Origin of the sequence: Paraburkholderia bonniea (assembly GCF_009455625.1) — a bacterium.
Taxonomy (GTDB): domain Bacteria; phylum Pseudomonadota; class Gammaproteobacteria; order Burkholderiales; family Burkholderiaceae; genus Paraburkholderia; species Paraburkholderia bonniea.
On the sequence record NZ_QPEQ01000002.1, the window covers coordinates 758,198 to 777,172 of the forward strand.

Here is an 18,975-nt window from a genome sequence, read left to right on the forward strand (position 1 = left end):
CCGAAGATAGCGCTGCTTATGAGCACCCTGCAGCCGAAACCTGCCGCAGCAAAACAAAACGGCCGTGTGGCCGTTTTGCTGTGAACGGTGAAACCAGGCAGTGGTGCCAATTGGTGCCAATCGGTGCCATGCCCACTCACTGCGAGCCGGCATGCTGTGCTGCATTGCCAGCCGGCCCCCTTTGGCCAATCCAGGCAGGTCATACCTGGATTTCAAACTGATTTTTATTACTTCACATGCACAGTAATTGTCTTGCTCATGCCCGGGCCATACGAACGGTGCGCGCCATCACCAAACTGCAAGGTCAGCGTGTGGTCTCCTGGCGGCAAAGTCACATCGGTTTCAGTTTGACCCTTGCCGTAATGCAGCGATTTATCGTTGGCCGGGATCACTTCGCCCTTGGGCAACGGCGCGCCGTCAATCAGCAGATGGTGGTGGCCCGTGCCTTCGGCCAAGGTGCCAGCGGGGACGACCTTCATGCCCTCAACAGCAAACTTCACATGCACTGGGTTAGTCACCGTTGCACCGTTCTGCGGCTCAATAAACGACACGCTCTCAGCACGCGCGATGCCTGACATCACCAGCAACCCAGCACATGCAGCACCGGCCAGCCATTTTTTATTAAACATAGTTTTCTCCTGGATAAATACGGCCTGGCGTGGCACCGCGAGCCTCTCATGCCCACATGCAGCATGGGCCATCAAGGGCATCGCGGCGAGCCCACACCGGTAGGGATGCCGCTGGAATGACCGCGAGCGAAAGCATACACCGCACCCCCCACCCCGCCGTCCACAGCCAGGCCCATACATTCAGTTGCCTGCGACAAAGACCCACACGGGCTTACAGATGAATTCCGCTAAACTAGCGGGCTTGCGTTGCGCCAACAGCGGCCAGCAGCGCGTCTTGACAGACGTCACGCCGTGCAGCCCATGCACAGCGCTTTATTTACATGGAACCCAACGCGTCGTGAGCGAAATCATCGAATATAAAAGCTGGATTTGTTTGATCTGCGGCTGGATCTACAACGAAGAAGAAGGACTCCCGGAAGAAGGTCTCGCCGCTGGCACGCGCTTTTCCGAGATACCCGAAAACTGGCGCTGCCCGTTGTGCGATGTCGGCAAGGCCGAATTCGCCGCGGTCGAATTCTGAGGCTGCTGGCGCACCTTCGGTTTGCTATACTCTGCCGCCTGGCTGGATTGGTAGCCTGGCGACGCTAGGCCAGTTATGTCGCTTGGGCCACCCGATCTGCTCCATTACATGCTTTCCCATCACATGCTTTCTCGCGTCGCCCGGTTTAGCCGGGCGCACGTTTTGGCCCACTCTCTGTAGTTCAATGGATAGAACAGGGTCCTCCTAAGACTCAGATGCAGGTTCGATTCCTGCCAGAGAGGCCAACCGCCTCATCCTCACCCCCACATCACACTGCAGCCTCCCACCGTCTCCGGGCTCGCCCGCGCGGCCCTTGGCACCAAAGCTTGCGGCTCTGGCGCACCATCCCAAATACATCTTCGGCATTATTTTCAAAAAAATCTCCTGGTTGTGGAACGAATTACCGCACGCTTGTTACATAGGTCCAACTGCAGAAAATAGCGAGCGCTCCGCATGCCTCCATCCATTGATTCGCGTAATGCAAACCTAATACCGCCCTTCGTCGCTTCAGGTGGTAGTTCCGCAGATAACCTCGGCAGCGGCCCCTACTCACAAGTGGCCACTGATGGACGCTCGCGCGCGCAGACTGCGTCTTTTGGTTCGTTCGGAGGACGTTTCGAGCCATTGTCAAAAGCAAAAGTGGCCATGCCTGGCGAAATCAGCCGGGCTTCTGGCACGAACAAAAATTCCTCTACAGACACCACGCCAAATTCTTCGGCCGCACCGCTGAAGAACTCGGTCAAGTCGCCCTCAGTCATCCCAAGTGCGTCCAGCGCGAGACCGAAAAGCTCTACTAGCCACGCCGAGCCAGCCGAAACCCCGCAGCGCGCAGTCCCATTTACCGAAGCGGGTCATTTCCATAAGCGTATTAGCCTTCATCTCAAAAGCTTCGGTGCCAAATTAGCTTTGATAGCATTCCCCGTGCTTCGCCTCATTCCATCCGCAAAAGCGCACCTTCAATCGGTGGCGTATCCAGAGCCGACGTCAACGGTCATCAGGCTCGATAAATCTGGCAAACCCGAAAATGCTTATAAGAGAAATCTGAAAGAACTGGAAAAACTGAAAAACAATACAAACCGGCTGTGCAGCAGCCCGAATCTGCATGTCGCCATGAATTTCAAGGTTGAATTGCCACGCCTGCTTTCAAAATTAACTGCCCGCCATAATGGTGCGACCGGTAATGCAGCCGTTGTCTGGATTAAACAATGCACGCCCGTGCAAGTGATTCTCAATTTCTTTTCGGCAAAATCGGCTACAGAAATGGATTTCAGCAATCAATTTTTGTCGAGAATGAACGAAATTCTCGGCGAATATATCGCGTTGCTAGAAGAATATCCGTCCGCTGCAGAGCAAACACAGTCCATCTTTATTAATAGAAAAGACGAAATTCAGCGCCATCTGGGAAACTTGTGCTTCGATATGAAATTGATCGCCACCGAGGCATTGAATAACCGGATAGGCAATCAGGCACACCAGGTCGAAAATGCCACTGGAACCAGCGCCCTTCTTTTCGAAGCTGCTGCTACGGGCATGTCCCTCGCAAAACGCTTACTGACACTGGCACCGCGGGTGGTTTTGTCGCTGACCGGTTTGGGGCAGATAGGTACGGTTGTTACCACCATCGGCCTGATAGCTACCGATATCAACGACGGTACCGACCAGATGCAAAAAAGAACCAGTGTGAATTCCGACTTCGCCAATGCATTTAAAGCACTGCTCGAGGAAGACCCCATAGCAACCAGTGCCTATGAAAAAGCACTGCGTAAATTAATCCGGGTTTCGGGCAAGGAAGGGATTGAATTACTGCAGAAAACTCAAAGCAAGGTTGGTGATTCGGATCTGGCTACTACGTCTGATTTTTCAAAAATGATCTATGCGGTCGAAAAAACCATTACTAACGACCGGCCCGAATCAAAAATTATTAGCGTATTCCGCCTTAAAGAAAAGAGCTGGATAACCGGCAAGATTCGGCAAATATTTGCTGCTGGTCGCTCTCAAAGCGATGAAGCACTGGCAGAAGCATTTCTGGCTGCCAGCGGCAAATATGAAGTATCGAGTGATAAATATAAGCAAGCGATTGACAAACTAAATTTAATAGAAGATGAATTAAGACCAGCTAAGCTCAAGCTCAGTTGGGTGATGGGTGGCGCTACCAGTACCAGTGGCTATCTGGCGCTCGGACTAAAGCTGGCTTCATCCGTAATGACAGGCTGGGGTGCCCTCGCTCTTGCGATCCCTGCACTCATGATGGGACCTATCGGCATCGCTGTTATCTCAATACAACTTGGCTTTTTCGTTACGCAGAAACTAGTCACCTGGTACCGGGACTACAACACCCGCCGGTCGAATGCTTTCCGTGACTACAAGAATCTCCTGCTTAGCCGGCTGCCACTCGAAGAAAGAACAAAGTACATCCCGCTGCGCGAGCAAAAGAAAATCGACAGACGCACCAAGGCGCTCGAAAAGCTGCAGGCGGAAAAGCTCAGCGAGCGCAAGGTTACGGCCACCGATAACGAGCTCCCGCCGGTGCCTGTACCCGCTCGCAAGCTGAGTTCGGTCTCTGTCGCGCCTCTGGCCAAAAACGGCGCGAAACAGGCTACATCAGGCCTGAAGCCAGCAATAACCAGGCTGCCGCGCAGGCCCGCGGTGACTGCGCCCGGCGCGTGACGCATCACACATTCCACCTTGGCGCTACGCATTAATCCACAAATGGACTAATATACAAAAACGTTCATTTGCGGATTAATGCCATGTCTGACGCCGCACCACTCTCCCAGCCTCCCACCGCCTCCCATGCCGAGATGTCCGCCGCCGGGCTGCGGGCCTTCTTCAATATCGCGCACGCTTGGAATCTGAATGCCGAAGAGCAAATCATTCTGCTCGGCGCACCAGGCCGCTCCACCTTCTTTAAATGGAAAGCCGCGCCGCAAAGCGCCCGGCTAGGCCGTGACACGCTTGAGCGTTTGTCGCTGCTGCTCGGCATTTACAAGGCACTGCAAATCCTGCTGCCGCAACCCGCAGCAGCGGATGGCTGGATCAAGCGCCCCAACAGCGCGCCACCATTCGGTGGCCGTCCGGCACTGGAGCGCATGCTGGCAGGCAATATCAGCGATCTCGTGGCGGTGCGCCAGTATCTCGATGCGATGCGTGGCGGCTGGGCATGACCAAAACGCTCTGGCAAGACCGCTGGCCAGCCACACCGCTGGTCTGGCGGCCGGCTTACCGGGTCATTCCAACGCGGTTTCCAGCGGTGAACCTGTTCGACCGGGTCGCCTCAGCGGAAGACTTCGACGCCCTCTATGCGCTCGAAGCCATGACCAACGACCGTCTGCGCACTGAACTCGGCGAGCTGGATCTGGTGCCACGCCACGAACGCTGCTTTGGCCCCGGCTGTGGGCCGATCATGGCGGCCTTCACCCATCTGAATCCGCATGGCAGCCGGTTTTCGGATGGCTCTTACGGGGTGTTTTACTGCGCGCGCTCGCGGGCTACCGCCGTCACCGAGACGCGCTATCACGCCAGCCGCTTTCTCGCCGCTACGCAAGAGGCACCGTTACGTCAGCAAATGCGGCTGTATACGGTGGAAGTGGGGGGCCACGTGGTCGATCTGCGTAACGATGCGACGCAAGATCCGGCGATTTTCGCGCCGGACAGTTACGCTCAAAGCCAGCCGCTCGGGCAAGCAGCGCGTATGGCGGGCGCGCCCGGCATCGCATATCCGTCGGTGCGCGACCCAGCGGGCGAATGCCTCGCTGCTTTCAAAACGACGCTGTTGCGCGCCTGCCATCACGCGGCTTATCTGGAATACAACTGGAACGGCCACGCCATCGACATCGTGTTCGAGTTGCGCCAGGAAGCGCGTTAGCTCCGCGCGAAAGGAGCGATGAAGCCATGCAGCAGTGCCATGTCCAGCCCAGCCCGCTGCATCGCCTCATCTTCTTAATGCGCCCGTAGCGCCTGTACCTGGTCCGCCGTGATCGTGGCTTGCGGGTTGCCGAACTGCTTCGTCACGTAATTTGTCAGCGCGGCGATCTGCTCATTGTTTAGTTGAGCGCCAAACGCGGGCATCAGCACATCGGTTTGCTGGGTCTTGCGCGCTACGCCATTCAGCACCACCAGCGCCAGGTTGTTCGCCTGGCTCGCACCCACCACGGTGTTATGCATCAGCGACGGATAGGCCAATGGCGCGCTCGCGCCTACGCCCTGCCCCGTCCAGTTGTGGCAGCTCGCACAGTTCGCCAGAAACAGCTGGGCCCCATTGATACCCGTCACCGCCTGCCCACGTAACCCGCTGACGGCATCGGCGGGTTGCCCCCACTGGTCGCGCGGCCGGGTTTCACCGCCGCTTACTGGCGGCAGCGAGCGTAGATAAATCGCAATCGAGCGCAAATCGACGCTATCCAGATACTGCGTGCTGCCCGCGACTACCTCGGCCATTGGTCCGGCGGCATTGGCTCGTCCTGGTGCGACACCAGTGGACAGATAACGCATCAGATCGTCCTCGCTCCAGTTGCCAATGCCGCTGTTGCGATCTGGCGTGATGTTGAACGCGTGCCAACCCGCTAGCGTGGCACCTGAAAAGCGCGCGCTCGACTTCAGACCCTGGGTGAAATTGCGGGGCGTATGGCATTCCTCACAGTGCCCCAGCCCTTGCACCAGATACGCCCCCCGGTTCCATTCAGCGCTGTTCTTTGGCTCGGGCACAAAGCGGCCTTCGTCGAAATTGAACAGATTCCAGAACACCATCAGCCAGCGCTGGTTAAACGGAAATGTCAGCGTGCTGGCCGGAGGCGTATAGCGCACCGGCATGACGGTATTCAGATAGGCGCGAATCGCCAGCACATCCTGCTGGGTCACCTTGGTGTATTCCGTGTAAGGGAACGCGGGGTACAGCCGCTCGCCGCGCTTGCCAATGCCTTCGTGCATCGCGCGCAGAAAATCGGTGTTGTCCCAGCGGCCAATGCCGGTTTCCGGGTCGGGGGTGATGTTCGGCGTGTAGATCGTGCCAAACGGGGTGCTGATCGGCACCCCACCGGCAAACGGGCGGCTTTTGTCAGCGGTATGGCAGGCGCTGCAATCTCCGGCGCGAGCGAGGTATTCGCCGCGCTTCACCAGATTGGGGCTCGCCGCCGCGCTCAAGCCGATGCGTGCGGCAAAGGCCCCCAATGTCGCGCGGCTGGCGGTGGTGGGCTCTGCGATGGGGGTGCTGGCAGCGTTGGCGGCCTCAGCAGCACTGGCAGACATAGGCGGCACGGCTGAGCTTGAGCTTGAGCTTGAGCCTGAGCCTGAGCCTGAGCCTGAGCCTGTGCCTGTGCCTGTGCCTGTGCCTGTGCCTGTGCCTGAGCCTGTGCCTGTGCCTGTGCCTGAGCCTGTGCCTGAGCCTGTGCCTGTGCCTGTGCCTGTGCCTGTGCCTGTGCCTGTGCCTGTGCCTGTGCCTGTGCCTGTGCCTGTGCCTGTGCCTGTGCCTGTGCCTGTGCCTGTGCCTGTGCCTGTGCCTGTGCCTGTGCCTGAAGCAGAAGCAGAAGCAGAAACCACCGCATGCTCAGCGAATGCCGCCGTCACCGGCACCATGCTGACCGGCTGCGCGGGGCCGAACCACGCATGCCAGGTCAAATACAGCGCAAACAGCAGAAAAATCGCCGCCAGCAACCCGCGTTGGGTGCGGCGGCGCTGAGCGCTCGCACTGGTGGGCGGCACGCGAGACGGTCGTTGCGTCATGGTGAATCTCCGTCAGGGTTGGGCTTAAAGTTCGCGCTTGAGCTGAGCGGCCAGCTTCAGCGACAGCGCTGCGATAGTCAGCGTGCAGTTCACCGAGGCAGCGCTCGGCATCACTCCGCTGCCTGCAACAAAAAGATTGGCGTGATCGTGCGTGCGGCAATCCGCATCGACCACCGAATCATCCGGGTCGTGGCCCATGATCGTCGTGCCCATGATGTGATTGTTCGGCGCGAAGGTATCGTCGAAACGCACCTCGGTGCCCCCCAGCAGCCCAGCGATCTGCGCGTAAAGCTCGCGGGTGTTGGCCGCGCTCTTTTTCACGTAATCGTTGATCGAGTAGTAGATCTCCGGCTGTGGAATACCTAGCGCGTCCTTGTGTTCCGTGGAAGGCACGATCCGGTTGCGCGCTTCGGCCAGATGCTCATGAAAGCTGTTGATCGAGAGCGTGCGGGCGGAGCGTTCGCGGATTTGCCGCTCCAGTTCGGCCCCGCTCAAGCCTTGCCGCAATAGCTCAGCACTCACGGCCATGGTCGAGATCGCGTTCGACAGGTGCAGTTTTTTCGCCGCGTACTCCGAACGAAACGCGCCATCGCGGAAGTTAACGATCGAGGTCATCTCCATCGGCCCGCGCCCAGGCCAAAGCGCTTCGCGGGCGAGAAAGGTGACGCCCGTGCCGGGATGGTCCATCAGGTTGCGGCCCACCTGATCGGAGCGGTTGCCAATGCCTTTAGGCCAGGCATCGGAGGTCGATATCAGCATTAGTTTCGGGGTTTCGATGCCATTGGCGGCCAGCACGAACATCTTGCCGCTCACGCGGGTGCTGTTGCCACTCGGATCCTTGAAATGCACCGCGTTGATGAGCCCTTTGCTATCGGCTTCGATGCGGTACACCACGGCTTGCGTGAGTAGCCTGGCACCGGCCTGTTCGGCCTTTTCGACATGCATCACGCCGTTGTACATCGCGCCAATCGGGCAAATCGGCATGCAGTTGTTATTGCCGCAGCAAGTCGGGCGAGCGTCGTAGGGACGGCTGTTACGCGCCACCGGCTCCGGCACAACATTGAAGCCATGGGGCTGAAGCACGTCGGTAAAGCGCTGGTCCAGATACGACAGCGGCAAGGCCGCCATGGGATAGGGCTGCGCCCTCGGCGAGCCCAGATCAATCAGGCTGTCCGGGCCGGAGACACCCAGTTGCACTTCGGCGGCGTAATACCACGGCTCAAGCACTTCATACGCATAGGGCCAGTCGCGCCCCACGCCATAGCGCTTGTGCAATTCGAAATCCGACGGCAGCAGACGCCACGCCGCAGCGGCCCAGTGCCAGGTGGTACCGCCCACCAGCCGCAAATATTGTGAGTTGTACGGGTAATCGCCTTTCTGGATCAGATATTTGTTAGCGGGCGAATACTCGGGATGGGGTGCGTAAGGCAGCGACGGATAAGGCGTGGTGAAGTCGCTTTTAACCGGCGAATTGCGGAAGTTTTCCACGATTTGCCAGCGCGGAATGCGCCGTCCGGCTTCGAGCATCATGACCGAGGCACCCGCTAGCGCCATCTGGTGCGCAACCAGCGCACCCGCCACGCCGGAGCCAACTACCACGACATCGGCCGAATAAGAATTTGCCATGCTTGCCCTCTTTGGCTGGCTGAATACGGTGAGGTATCTGGAGTGTTGTGTTGAACAGGTAACGCAGCGCGCACCGGTTCGGTTAACTCTGCCCGGGCTTCTGCGTCCAGTAGAACGGCACATCGCGGCAGTACGACGGAATAGTCAGCACGTCTAGCACCGGCGCAAACATCAGGGCCTGCTCAAACGCCACGACCCGGGTCGTGAGGTGCTTGCCGACCAGCCCCAGGTACCACGCCTGCAAGATCGCCCGGGCGGGTGCCAGCAGTTCTGGCTGACTGGCTTGCAACGCTTGCATCACGGTGTCCGAGGGCGTACCGCGATGATTTTCAAGCCAGCGCTCAAGCACACCGACATCGCGCGTGAACTGGCGCTCGGCCTTGCTTAGCGCGGTGTAAATCCGCTGGGCCAGCACCAGGTTGAAGTCGCTGCGGCCGCTCAGTTGCCGGGACACGCTGAGAAATGCGACATAGCTACTGTCAGATAGGCCGGCGGCCCAAGCGGGCTTAAGGCTGAAGCCTCCCGCAGCCAGCGTGAAAGCGAGCACGGCGGCCGACGCGCCAGCGCCAAGCAGCCAGCGGCGGCGCATGGAAGCAATGGAAGAAGCGGGGGAAACAGGGGGAAACGCAGGCAATGCAGAAGCAGGCGGCGCTGAAGCAATGGGGGGGCGCGCGCCGCGCGGGTCTTGCTGAACCTCTGCCATAGGGGCTCCCGATAATGAACCGGACCTGACAGGCAAAGGGCGCACGAACCCGCTGGTCCGCTGCTGACGGCTGACGGCTGACGGCTGACGGCTGACGGCTGATGGCGGACGGCTATCAGCTGGCGGCACACGGGCGTGTCCCCTCGCCAGTCTCTCAGTGACGGCGTTGTTTATTGTTGGATCGTTGGATCGCTTGCTCGAACCGCCAGGCCAGCGGCGCGATGCGCAGGACTATAACCGCGGTGCCCGCTTTAGACAATTCAGCCAAAACCCGCGCGGTAGAATCCGCGCAGCGGCCAGACACGCCCGGCTGCACCACCAGCGCCCCCTCCTTTCAGGCACACATGAATCTCTATCCACAGGTGCTTCGCAACCGTCCGCGCATGCTGGCGGGCCTGGTCATCGGGCTTGCCGCATCGCTGGGCCTCGCCTCGGCGTCGATGCGCCCGTTGCTGCGCGGGCTCATCGCGTGGGACATCGCGGTGTGGTCGTATCTGATGCTGATCTGGGTACATATGGCGCGGGCGCATCACGATGAGGTGCGTCAGTTCGCCATCCGCGAAGACCGGAATGCCGGGGTGGCGCTCGTGGTGATCTGCGTCGCCACCGTGGCCAGCATCGCGGCCATCGTGCTCGAACTGGCGGCCGTGAAAACCATGGGGCGAACCTCTGGGGTCACGCATTCGCTGCTCACTGGCGTCACGCTGATCGGTGCCTGGTTCTTGATTCCCACGCTCTTCACGCTGCATTACGCCCGGCTTTACTACGGCAGCGCAGCAGAGGAAACCGCGCTGCACTTTCCCGACCGCAAGCTCGAACCCAATTACTGGGATTTCCTCTATTTCTCCTTCACCATCGCGGTGGCCTCGCAAACCGCTGATGTCGTGCTGCGTTCACGCTCGATTCGGCGTGCCGTGCTGGCGCAATCCATCCTCTCGTTCTATTTCAATGTCGCCGTGCTGGGCTTGTGCGTGAATATCGCGGCGGGCTTGCTCGGCTCCTAACCAGGCTAGCGCAGACAAACGCACACTCCGCTTCAGCCAACCCATCCGCCAGCCACACGCTTTCCCGCCTTACCGTGTAAAAGCCGGCCGCTCATTCGCGCTTTTACACGTCAACGCTGCAGCACACGCGCTCGCGTAGCGCGCCACCGCCTCCTCTCTCGCCCCCGCCCCGCTCCGTTCAGCGCCGCTTTGCGACGCAACTGGCACAGCACTTGCTGGCTATCAGGTTTTGCCTTGGACCACGATCCTTCAGCAATCCGGCAGCGCGGCATCACGCCGCTGCACAGGCTGCTTTGCACTAGATTGATTCATACCCGGTTGCAAGTTGGGTTTAGCCGGGAGCCACACGCGCACGCCGGTGCTGCTGTTTGCCGCGCCGGTGAACCTGGAAACTGCCGATGGACTCTCCTCATGTGCGTCATCCTCGTCAGGCAACCGCCGATACGGCCCATGCCACTTCGTCTCACGCCCGCCAGCCGCGTCTGAATCCGCGCCGCAAACCCTCTCTGCTCAAAGGCGATCCGCTCTGGTACAAGGACGCGATCATTTATCAGGTTCATGTGAAATCGTTTTTCGATGCGAATAACGATGGCATTGGCGATTTCTCCGGCCTGCTGGCCAAACTCGATTACATCGTTGAGCTAGGCGTCAATGCGATCTGGCTGCTGCCGTTTTACCCATCGCCGCGCCGCGATGACGGCTACGACATCGCAGATTACCGTGGCGTTCATCCCGACTACGGCCAACTGGCAGACGTCAAACGTTTCATTCAAGCAGCCCATGCGCGGGGGATCCGGGTCATCACTGAGCTGGTCATCAACCACACCTCCGACCAGCATCCGTGGTTTCAGCGCGCGCGCCACGCCAAGCCCGGATCGAGTCATCGCAACTATTACGTTTGGTCCGATACCGATACGAAATACGCAGGCACCCGCATCATCTTCATTGATACCGAGCCCTCGAACTGGACTCATGACCCGGTAGCAGGCGCGTATTACTGGCACCGCTTCTACTCGCACCAGCCCGACCTGAATTTCGATAATCCAGCGGTGCTGCGCGAAGTGCTGCAAGTGATGCGTTTCTGGCTGGATCTGGGGATTGACGGACTGCGGCTGGATGCCGTGCCGTATCTGGTGGAGCGCGAAGGCACCAGCAACGAGAACCTGCCCGAAACCCACGCGGTGCTCAAACAGATTCGCGCGGCCATCGATGCCGATTACCCAGACTGCATGTTGCTGGCAGAAGCCAATCAGTGGCCCGAAGACGTGCAGGAATATTTCGGCAACGAAGATGAATGCCATATGGCGTTTCATTTCCCGCTGATGCCGCGGATCTACATGGCGCTCGCCAGCGAAGACCGCTTTCCGATCACCGACATCATGCGGCAGACGCCCGAGCTGCCCGAGTCCTGCCAATGGGCGATCTTTTTGCGCAACCACGATGAGCTGACGCTAGAAATGGTCACCGATTCCGAGCGCGACTATCTCTGGAACACCTACGCCAGCGACCGCCGCGCCCGGCTCAACCTCGGTATCCGTCGACGTCTCGCGCCGCTGATGGAGCGCGACCGGCGCCGGATCGAACTGATCAACTCGCTGCTGCTCTCGATGCCTGGCACACCCGTGATCTATTACGGCGATGAACTCGGCATGGGCGACAACATCCACCTCGGTGACCGCGATGGCGTGCGCACCCCGATGCAATGGTCTTCCGACCGCAACGGCGGCTTTTCCCGCGCCGACCCTGAACAACTGGTCCTGCCACCAGTGATGGGGGCGCTGTACGGCTTCGATGCAGTCAACGTCGAAGCGCAAAGCCGCGACCCGCATTCGCTGCTCAACTGGACCCGCCGCATGCTCGCCACCCGCCGCAGCCGAGGCGCATTCGGCCGGGGCAGCAGCCGTTTTTTGCGGCCCGCGAACCGCAAAATCCTCGCGTACTTGCGCGAAATGCCCGGCGAGCCGCCCATTCTGTGCGTGGCCAATCTGTCACGCGCGCCGCAGGCCGTCGAGCTGGACCTGGCCGAATTCGCAGGTGCCGTGCCGATCGAAATGACCGCTGATTCAGTGTTTCCCGCGATTAGTTCGTTGGCCTACGTCATGACTTTTCCGCCGTATGGCTTCATGTGGTTTTCGCTGTGTCAGGAAGAGCAGCGCCCGGCATGGAGCAACGCGCCCCCTGATCCGTTACCAGAATTCGCCACGATCGTGATCCGCGAAGGCCAGACCGGGCCGACCCCGGAAAACGTGCGCTTGCTTGAATCGGAAGTGCTGCCGTCGTGGCTGATGCGCCGCCGCTGGTTTGTCTCACACGGGCACACGCTTGACAGCGTGCGCCTTGCCGCGTTGACCACCATGCCGGAAGCGGGCTTTGCCTTCACCGAAATTGAAGCCACCGCAGGCGGGCATACCGGGCGTTATCTGGTGCCGCTGGCGATCACCTGGGGCAGCGACACCACCACGCCTCTGTTTATCCAGCTCGCACTGGCCCGGGTGCGGCGCAACCGCACGATCGGTCATCTGACCGATGCGTTCTCGCTGCCGCAGTTCGCACATGGCGTGCTGCGCGGGCTGCAACAGCGCGCGGTGATCCCCACCGTGCAAAAGAATGAAATCCGCTTCATCCCGGCCGATGCTTTCGACACCCTTGATCTGGCCGATCCGGAGGCCCCGCCTGCGATCCGCTGGATCGCCGCCGAACAGCGCAACAGCGTGCTGGTGGTAGCCGATACCGCTGTGCTCAAGCTCATGCGGCGGGTGCAAGGCGGCACGCATCCAGAGGCGGAAATCAGCCGCTATCTGACCCAGGTGGGCTACGCCAATAGCGCGCCGTTGTATGGCGAAGTGGTGCGGGTCGATCCAGCGGGTGTGCCGCATACCCTTGCCGTGCTGCAAGGCTTTATCGAGAACCAGGGCGATGCCTGGAACTGGGCCTTCGACTATTTGCGCCGCGCGGTCGAGGAACTCGCGCTGATGCCCGACGGCAGCGATGCGGCACCAGACCGGGCAGGCGAGATGCAAGCCATCGACGGCTATTGCACCTTCGCTGGGGTGATCGGCAAACGTCTTGGCGAGTTGCATGTCGCGTTGAGTGGCGGTGGCGGTGGCGGTGGCGGTGGCGGTGGCCGTGGCGACGGCAAGAGCCAACGCCACGGCAGCGTTCAGCCGCACACACAAACGCAGGCGAGCCCAGCCGCCCAGACATCGGCGTTTAGCACCGAACCCGCCAGCGCCGGGCAAGTACAAGGCTGGATCGACGAAGCACAACAGACGCTGAGCGCAGCACTCGACCTGCTGGCTGAGCACCTCAACGCAGAATCGCTCAGCGGCGAAACCCGCGACCTCGCACGCAGCTTGCTGGCCCGGCGCGAAGCGCTCATCCGCGCGCTGGCGCAGCATCTGCCCGCTGCCCCCGCCGCGTGGTGCCAGCGCATTCATGGCGACTTTCATCTCGGACAAGTGCTGATGGCCCAAGGTGACGCGTTTCTGATTGATTTCGAAGGCGATGTCAGCACGCCACTCGACACCCGGCGGCAAAAAACCAGCCCGTTGCGTGACGTCGCGGGGCTGCTGCGTTCACTCTCATATGCCAGCGCAGCCGCCCATTCGACCCTGGATCACACCTCGCAAGCCGCAGCACAACGCAAACGCGTGCTGTTCGAGCGCTTTAACCGCAAAGCCGCCGAGTGCTTTTTGCAGCACTACCGCAGCGCCGTCGCGCACGTCACGCATCCCTGCGTCGCCGCCCACGCCCACGCCGCGCTGCTCGACGTATTCCTGATCGGCCGGGCCGCCCGTGAAATCTGCGATGAAGCCGTGCAACGCCCCGGCTGGCTGGGTCTACCGGTGCATGGCCTCGCCACGCTCGCCAGCCAGTTACTAGGCGACGTTGAGGACCAAGACCAGGAACCCGGCGACGCATCGGCTGCCTCGCCTGCAGCACCCGTGCCTCCCGTGCCCCCCCTGCCCCCATCAACCAAAGGGTGAGCCAGCATGTTTGAATGCCCGATTGACCATCACGCCCAGCACTACGCGCACTGCCTGCCATTCGGCGCGCAACTGATTGGCGCGGCCAGCGCCGCGCCGCGCACACGCTTTCGCTTCTGGGCCCCCTCCTGCAAAACCGTGCAGCTCGAAATCGAACAAGGCCCAGCCCGGACGGCCCTGCTCGACATGCATCCCAGCGGCGGCGGCTGGTTCGAAGGCGAAGCCCACTGCGGCGCAGGCACGCTCTACCGTTACCGGCTCGATGGCGCGCTAGCTGTGCCAGACCCAGCCTCACGCTTTCAGCCACGCGATACCCACGGCCCCAGCGAAGTGCTTGATCCACGCGCCTACACCTGGCAGCACGCGCACTGGCATGGCAGGCCATGGGAAGAGACCGTGCTGTATGAACTGCACGTCGGCGCGCTTGGCGGCTATGCCGGCGTGATGCAGCGGCTGCCCGCGCTCGCCCAGTTAGGCGTGACCGCACTCGAACTCATGCCGCTGAACGACTTCTCCGGCCAGCGCAACTGGGGCTATGACGGCGTGCTGCCCTACGCGCCCGATTCCGCCTATGGCCGCCCCGACGAACTCAAAGCGCTGATTGATGCCGCTCACGGGCTCGGTCTGATGATGATTCTCGATGTGGTCTACAACCACTTCGGCCCGGACGGCAACTATTTGCCGCATTATGCCCAGCCGTTTTTCCGCGCTGGCGAACCCACACCATGGGGGGCAGCAATCGACTTCGAGCGCATGGAAGTGCGCGACTTCTTCTGTGACAACGCGCTGTACTGGCTCAACGAATATCGCTTCGATGGCCTGCGCTTCGACGCCGTGCAAGCCATCGACAACGATGACTGGCTCAGCGAGCTATCGCGCCACCTGCATGCCAGCGTCGAACACGGGCGGCACATACACCTGATTCTGGAAAACGAACGCAAGACGCTTAGCCTGCTGCAACAGGACTTCGACGCGCAATGGAACGACGACGCGCATCACGCGCTACACGTGCTGCTGACCGGCGAAACCGGCGGCAACTACCACGCGTTTGCTGAACAGCCAGTGCAGCACCTGGCGCAGGTGCTCAGCGCGGGTTTCGCGTTTCCGGGCGAAGTGGCATCCACGCGGGGTGAGTGGGGTGAACCTGTTGAGCGGGGTGGGCGTGATGAGCGGGGTGAGCGGGGTGAGCGGGGTGAGCGGGGTGAGCGGGATGAGCGGGATGAGCGGGGTGAGCGGGATGAGCCAAACACCCTCTCTGAACCCCGCCTGCCTGACGCATCATCCAGCCAGCCCAACCTGTCCAGCGCCGATCTGCCCCCCAGCGCCTTCGTGATGTATCTGCAGAACCACGACCAGATCGGCAACCGCGCATTCGGTGAACGCCTGCCCTCGCTCTGCGCTCCTGAGGCGCTGCGCGCCGCCACTGCGCTGATGCTGCTGTCCCCCCACATTCCGCTGCTGTTTATGGATGAAGAACATGGCTCGACCCAGCCCTTCCTGTTTTTCACCGATTACCCCGAAGCCCTCGCGCAAGCCGTGCGCAACGGACGCCGTCAGGAATTCGCCCGCTTCTCGCCAGACAGCCCCATCGACGCCCGCACGCCTCTGCCCGATCCCAACGACCCACACACTTTTACCGCCTCGTGCCCGCCGCCCGACGAAACCGCGCTCCCCCCCACCGAAGCCCACACTCGCCAGACATGGCGTCACTTCTATCAATCTGCGCTAGCGGTACGGGCCAAGCTCATCGCACCACGCCTGACGGAAGCCCGGGCCCTAGGCGTGCAAGTGCTGGGCGATCCCACCCAAAGCAAAGCACTGCTCGCGCGCTGGCAGCTCTGCGATGGCGCAACCCTGTCGCTCGCACTCAATCTGGACTCTCAAGCGATTCCATTCCCCCACACGCCCCCCGGCAAAGTGATCTTCGAAACCCCCGCCCGCGCCCGCGATCAGTTAAACGCCCAGACGCTCGCGGGCCACACCTGCCTTGCCTGGCTGACCGGCGACGTCAACACCTACGCCTGCGGCCATGACACCCGCCTGATTCACCCACGGGAGTGGCACGAATGAGCCTGCCGAATCAAGCAAAAGCCACCCTCGACACCCTCGCCGAACACGCCGGCCTGCAACTCGAATGGGAAGACGCGCAACACGTCACGCACCGCGTCAGCCCAGACACCCTCGCGTGCCTGCTGGAACAGCTGGGCCTGCCATGCCGCAGCAACGCACAGATCCGCCAAAGCAGCGCACTGCTCGCCGCCGAACACCATCACCGCCACCTGCCACCGTTGCTGACCGCTGAATGCGAACGCGGCATCGCCCTGCCACCCAATGCGCTAAGCACCGGGAGCCGCTACCAGATCGAGCTGGAAAGCGGCACGGTGATTGACGGCCACTTCACCGTGCCCAAAGGTGAAAGCGCTTTGCTCGCACCGGTGAGCGAGCCGGGCTATCACACGCTGGTGTGGCACGAGCAGCGCGTGACGCTGGCGGTCGCACCCGCCCGCGCGTACACCGTGGCCGACGCATGGCGCGCCACCGGTGACATGCAAGCGCCACCGCCACTCTGGGGTCTCAGCGCGCAGCTGTATGGCTTGCGGCGCGATGGCGGCAGAGGCGGTGGCGGTGGCGGTGGCGGTGGCGGTGGCGGTGGCGGTGGCGGTGGCGGTGGCGACGGTGGCATAGGCGACTACACCGCGCTCGCCGAACTCGCCAGTCATAGCGCCCGGCACGGCGCGCATGCACTCGCCGTCAGCCCAACGCATGCGATGTTCAGCGCGCTAGCGCAAAATTTCAGCCCGTATTCGCCCTCATCACGGCTATGGCTGAACGTGCTGCATATCGACCCCGCCGCGCTGTTTGGCACCGCTGCCGTCCACGCCGCACTCGACACGCTGCACGCCCATGACGCGTGGGCGCGCTGCGAAGCCCAGCCATTGCTCGACTGGACCACCGCCGCGACGCTACGGCTCAAGGTGTTACGGCTGTTGTTCGAACGCTTTTGCGCCAGCGCCTCCGCCACCGAACGCGCTGCCCTGGATGCGTTTCGTACACGAGGCGGCCAGGCGCTCCAGGATCACGCCCGCTTTGAAGCCCTGCAAGCGTTCCATCTCGCCCATGGTGCCAGCGGCGACTGGCATCACTGGAGCGCCGCCCTACGCGATCCACGCCAGGCCGCCGTGACAACGTTTGCCCACGAACATCCCTTCGAAGTCGAATTTCATCTATTCCTGCAATGGCTTGCTGCCCAGGGGCTAGACGAAGCCCAGCGCCGCGCCCGCGCAGACGGGATGGCGCTCGGGCTGATTGCAGATCTGGCGGTAGGTTGCGACGGCACAGGCAGCCACGCATGGGCGTGCGGCAGCGAGATGCTCGACGGCGTATCCATTGGCGCACCGCCCGATCCGATGAACCAGCTAGGCCAGGCATGGGGGCTGACGACGTTTTCACCACGCGCGATGCGGCACCAGGGATTTGCCGGTTTTATCGACCTGTTGCGCGCGAGCTTCGCCCATGCAGGCGGCGTGCGGATCGACCACATTCTCGGCTTACGCCGCCTGTGGCTCGTGCCACAAGGCGCATCGGCTATTGCAGGTGCGTATTTGCGCTATCCGCTGGAAGACTTGCTACGGCTCATCACGCTGGAATCGTGGCGTCATCGCGCGGTGGTGATTGGCGAAGACCTCGGCACCGTACCAGCGGGGTTCCGGCAACGGCTCGCAGCCCACGGCATCGCCGGGATACGCACGCTGTGGCTGGAGCGCAGCGAACCCGGCCCAGGCTTTCTAACACCCGAGGCATGGGGCCACGAAGCCATTGCGACCACCACCACACACGATCTACCGACCCTCGCTGGCTGGTGGGCTGGCCGCGATATTGCGTGGCGCAGCGAGTGCGGGCAATTGCCTGAGCGGGTTGACGGTCAGGACGCGGCAGTGGCCGCCCAGGCTGAACGGGCGCAAGAACGAGCCGCGCTTTGGGGCGCGTTGCGTCAGGCTGGGATGGTGCTGGGGGCGGGGCATGAGTCGGTGTCGGGCTCGGGGCATGAGCCAATGCCGGGCTCAGGGCATGAGCCAATGCCAAAGCCGCTTCATGAGCCATCGCGTGAGATAGCGCATGAGCCAGCTCATGAAACGGCTCCAGCACTGGCACGCGATGATGACGAAACCGCGCTACCCAGGCACGCGCCCATTGATGCGGCGTTGGCCTTTGTCGCTTCAACACCTGCGCCGCTGGCGCTGTTTCCGCTCGAAGACCTGCTTGGGCTGGTCGAACAACCCAATTTGCCCGGCACCGTGGATCACCATCCAAACTGGCGCAGACGGTTAAATGTGCCGGTCGGGGCTCTGTTTGAACAACCGGAAGTGGCTAGACGGTTAGTTGCGATTCGACGATGGCGGAGGGGATGAGGTCTGCAGGCCCGTGAGATTCGACGCGTTCCCCTCATCGGTTGCGCTGATTCGTCCGTCGCCGCTTGCGGCCACCGTCGAGCCTGCCGCCACCAGCGTGCCGCGCGTGTTGTCGAAGCGGTCCGCGACCGTCACACAGCTGGGCACACGGTGCAAGTTCTCCAGCGCCGGTTCGATGCCGCACAGGTTCAACGGGTCACCACGGCGGACAGACACCGCGTTTCATGTCGTCGCGCGTTTGCGTTCCTGCGCAGCAGGTTCAGGCAACACCTGCGCGACTGCCATTAGCGGTGTTAGCAATCCATACACCGCCCGCCATGCGCGCTGGCGATGTAAACATCCGTGCTTCCTCCTGCCCTGCTCTATGTCTCCTGCCTCAC

General features: G+C 61.5%; 13 protein-coding genes and 1 tRNA gene. 9 read left to right on the plus strand and 5 right to left on the minus strand.

The window, feature by feature from the left end; translation table 11 throughout:
- Positions 1-227: 227 nt before the first annotated feature.
- Positions 228-629, minus strand: coding sequence for a DUF4399 domain-containing protein (locus tag GH656_RS17025; protein WP_153077209.1), 402 nt, complete (start codon positions 627-629; stop codon positions 228-230).
- Between the two features lie 337 nt (positions 630-966).
- Between GH656_RS17025 and GH656_RS17030 the strand changes: the two genes are divergently transcribed.
- The 5 genes from GH656_RS17030 to GH656_RS17050 all read left to right on the plus strand — a co-directional run bounded on the left by GH656_RS17030 (position 967) and on the right by GH656_RS17050 (position 5,014).
- Positions 967-1,149 (plus strand): rubredoxin, encoded by a 183-nt coding sequence (locus tag GH656_RS17030; RefSeq protein ID WP_153077389.1) that lies wholly within the window; start codon positions 967-969, stop codon positions 1,147-1,149.
- A gap of 170 nt (positions 1,150-1,319) precedes the next feature.
- A tRNA-Arg gene (locus tag GH656_RS17035) sits at positions 1,320-1,394 on the plus strand.
- 208 nt (positions 1,395-1,602) lie between these two features.
- Positions 1,603-3,816 (plus strand): hypothetical protein, encoded by a 2,214-nt coding sequence (locus GH656_RS17040; RefSeq protein ID WP_153077210.1) that lies wholly within the window; start codon positions 1,603-1,605, stop codon positions 3,814-3,816.
- 83 nt (positions 3,817-3,899) lie between these two features.
- On the plus strand, positions 3,900-4,313 hold the full coding sequence (locus tag GH656_RS17045) for an MbcA/ParS/Xre antitoxin family protein (RefSeq protein WP_246184350.1): 414 nt from the start codon (positions 3,900-3,902) through the stop codon (positions 4,311-4,313).
- Positions 4,310-5,014, plus strand: a complete 705-nt coding sequence (locus GH656_RS17050) for an RES family NAD+ phosphorylase (RefSeq protein ID WP_153077211.1) — start codon at positions 4,310-4,312, stop codon at positions 5,012-5,014. The genes GH656_RS17045 and GH656_RS17050 overlap by 4 nt, the downstream gene beginning before the upstream one ends.
- A gap of 74 nt (positions 5,015-5,088) precedes the next feature.
- Here GH656_RS17050 and GH656_RS17055 read toward each other — a convergent pair whose 3' ends face one another.
- The 3 genes from GH656_RS17055 to GH656_RS17065 form a co-directional block, all read right to left on the minus strand.
- Complete coding sequence (locus tag GH656_RS17055) at positions 5,089-6,393, minus strand: c-type cytochrome (protein WP_153077391.1); 1,305 nt, start codon at positions 6,391-6,393, stop codon at positions 5,089-5,091.
- 498 nt (positions 6,394-6,891) lie between these two features.
- A complete protein-coding gene (locus tag GH656_RS17060; RefSeq protein ID WP_153077212.1) occupies positions 6,892-8,493 on the minus strand; it encodes a GMC family oxidoreductase in 1,602 nt (533 codons plus the stop codon).
- Positions 8,494-8,575: 82 nt separating this feature from the next.
- A complete protein-coding gene (locus GH656_RS17065; RefSeq protein ID WP_153077213.1) occupies positions 8,576-9,196 on the minus strand; it encodes a sugar dehydrogenase complex small subunit in 621 nt (206 codons plus the stop codon).
- 344 nt (positions 9,197-9,540) lie between these two features.
- Here GH656_RS17065 and GH656_RS17070 point away from each other — a divergent pair, with 344 nt between their 5' ends.
- From GH656_RS17070 to malQ, 4 genes are all read left to right on the plus strand, one after another.
- Positions 9,541-10,200: a DUF1345 domain-containing protein gene (locus GH656_RS17070; protein ID WP_153077214.1), complete on the plus strand. Its 660-nt coding sequence runs from the start codon at positions 9,541-9,543 to the stop codon at positions 10,198-10,200.
- A gap of 398 nt (positions 10,201-10,598) precedes the next feature.
- Positions 10,599-14,186: a maltose alpha-D-glucosyltransferase gene (gene treS, locus GH656_RS17075; protein WP_153077215.1), complete on the plus strand. Its 3,588-nt coding sequence runs from the start codon at positions 10,599-10,601 to the stop codon at positions 14,184-14,186.
- A 6-nt stretch (positions 14,187-14,192) separates the two neighbouring features.
- Positions 14,193-16,256: an alpha-amylase family glycosyl hydrolase gene (locus GH656_RS18130; RefSeq protein WP_246184351.1), complete on the plus strand. Its 2,064-nt coding sequence runs from the start codon at positions 14,193-14,195 to the stop codon at positions 16,254-16,256.
- A complete protein-coding gene (gene malQ / locus GH656_RS17090; protein WP_153077216.1) occupies positions 16,253-18,595 on the plus strand; it encodes a 4-alpha-glucanotransferase in 2,343 nt (780 codons plus the stop codon). Before GH656_RS18130 ends, malQ begins: the two co-directional genes overlap by 4 nt.
- Here malQ and GH656_RS17095 read toward each other — a convergent pair.
- The gene (locus tag GH656_RS17095) at positions 18,563-18,811 is read right to left on the minus strand and encodes a hypothetical protein (protein WP_153077217.1); all 249 of its coding nucleotides are present in this window, start codon (positions 18,809-18,811) and stop codon (positions 18,563-18,565) included. The genes malQ and GH656_RS17095 overlap by 33 nt on opposite strands.
- Positions 18,812-18,975 lie beyond the last annotated feature (164 nt).

What these genes read in the sequence shown, in the direction of transcription:
- GH656_RS17025 (WP_153077209.1), bottom strand. Translation starts at nt 629, where the DNA reads ATGTTTAATAAAAAATGGCTGGCCGGTGCTGCATGTGCTGGGTTGCTG.
- GH656_RS17040 (WP_153077210.1), top strand. Translation starts at nt 1,603, where the DNA reads ATGCCTCCATCCATTGATTCGCGTAATGCAAACCTAATACCGCCCTTC.
- GH656_RS17045 (WP_246184350.1), top strand. Translation starts at nt 3,900, where the DNA reads ATGTCTGACGCCGCACCACTCTCCCAGCCTCCCACCGCCTCCCATGCC.
- GH656_RS17050 (WP_153077211.1), top strand. Translation starts at nt 4,310, where the DNA reads ATGACCAAAACGCTCTGGCAAGACCGCTGGCCAGCCACACCGCTGGTC.
- GH656_RS17055 (WP_153077391.1), bottom strand. Translation starts at nt 6,393, where the DNA reads ATGTCTGCCAGTGCTGCTGAGGCCGCCAACGCTGCCAGCACCCCCATC.
- GH656_RS17060 (WP_153077212.1), bottom strand. Translation starts at nt 8,493, where the DNA reads ATGGCAAATTCTTATTCGGCCGATGTCGTGGTAGTTGGCTCCGGCGTG.
- GH656_RS17065 (WP_153077213.1), bottom strand. Translation starts at nt 9,196, where the DNA reads ATGGCAGAGGTTCAGCAAGACCCGCGCGGCGCGCGCCCCCCCATTGCT.
- GH656_RS17070 (WP_153077214.1), top strand. Translation starts at nt 9,541, where the DNA reads ATGAATCTCTATCCACAGGTGCTTCGCAACCGTCCGCGCATGCTGGCG.
- treS (WP_153077215.1), top strand. Translation starts at nt 10,599, where the DNA reads ATGGACTCTCCTCATGTGCGTCATCCTCGTCAGGCAACCGCCGATACG.
- GH656_RS18130 (WP_246184351.1), top strand. Translation starts at nt 14,193, where the DNA reads ATGTTTGAATGCCCGATTGACCATCACGCCCAGCACTACGCGCACTGC.
- malQ (WP_153077216.1), top strand. Translation starts at nt 16,253, where the DNA reads ATGAGCCTGCCGAATCAAGCAAAAGCCACCCTCGACACCCTCGCCGAA.